Source organism: Bradyrhizobium sp. th-b2 (genome assembly GCF_000426785.1).
In the GTDB taxonomy this organism is placed as follows: Bacteria; Pseudomonadota; Alphaproteobacteria; order Rhizobiales; family Xanthobacteraceae; genus Bradyrhizobium; species Bradyrhizobium septentrionale.
The window spans coordinates 1-1,275 of the sequence record NZ_AUGA01000253.1 but is presented as its reverse complement, the minus strand read 5'-3'; the positions used below and the strand labels follow the sequence as shown (position 1 = coordinate 1,275).

The window sequence follows — 1,275 nt, the reverse complement described above, 5'->3', positions numbered from 1 at the left end:
GCGTCTCGTCTTCGTCGTCATCATGCCCTCCGTCTATCAAACGGAGCGGCCCTTTTCCAACTTAACCTCTGGTCCCAAAATCGGGGTCCATTTCAGTCGTTCGGCGCTCGCCAACCTGAGCTGGCTTGTCATTGAACGTATCCCTCCATTGAGGCCTCAATGGAGGGATACGATCCGTCCGTCGACCGCCGCCTTCTTCCATCAGGTTCTCGACAGCTTCTCTACTTAACAAAACATATAGGGCTGAGCGCACTGGAAGAACATCGGCTGCCGGTGCTTAGGCGTGCCTATCGGGAGCTGTTAGAGGGTGATTTGTTGCTGAATCCCCGGCATGTCAGATCGAAGCCCAGGTTCATATTTTGAAAGAGAGAACGGATGGATTTCCCCTCGACCAAGTGGGTGGGTGAACAATCGGACAGCACGGGCCCGCAAGAGAGTTCACCCGCGGCGCCGTCCGCACAAGCGGCGAACTTTGAGCGACAACTGAGCGAGATCGCCAATTCAAGTGGAGGTGGTGGAGCAATGCCCGCCGCCACTGCGCTGCAGCCGGCTCAGTCAACTGGGGTTTTGATAGGGCTCAGGAAGCGGCCTCTTTATTCCGAGGATGGTCCCCTTATTTCGGGGCTTGAGAAGGCCCTCCGCAATGGCAACGCCGCCGAACTCACCGCCAAGAAGAATGTAAGTACTCTTCGCAGCTTTGGCCTCTGGCTCTTCGCAAATAACAAAAAGTCCATTGCTGCTCGGCTCGACGACGAGTCGTTGACCGTTGATGCGCGCGAGTTCTTCGGAAAGGGTAATCCTACGAGACTCCTTACGGCAATAGATCATCTCCGGACCTCGCGGTCGACGGGCGGAGTCGTGCCGATCGCAGCCCGCGCGAAGTTTAATCCTTATCCCCAGGACGCGGCTCTCATCAAACAGTACAAAAACGAGGCAGCGACAGATACCGACAGGAAGGATGCAGCCAGGAAGGATGCAACTGCTCTTAGCAGTTTCGGTCACTACCTGCGCGAAAACAACAAGAAGGGCATTGCTGCTCGGCTTTGCGACACGTCGTTGGATGGAGATGTCAAGGGCTATAAGAAGGACGTCGGTGGTCACCGCAACATCATTGCCGCACTGGCTCGTCTCCGAAGATCGTCGGCCGGCGCTAAGGCGATGGAGCTCGAGCGCTATATTTCCCCCGGTCCTGATCCCGAAGACGCGGCACTGATGGAGCCGATGCTCGTCGGCGGCGCCGCTGCGCAGCACAGCGCGTCGCAGGACGCGGGCAGT

Annotated in this window: 1 protein-coding gene and 1 pseudogene; both read left to right on the top strand. The window is 57.5% G+C overall.

Going from position 1 to position 1,275, the window contains the following annotated elements; translation table 11 throughout:
- The coding region (locus K359_RS64155; protein ID WP_210164129.1) for a hypothetical protein at positions 1-229 on the top strand (229 nt) is incomplete at its 5' end.
- Positions 230-375: 146 nt separating this feature from the next.
- Positions 376-1,275: pseudogene (locus K359_RS56705) on the top strand (hypothetical protein); the annotation flags it as partial.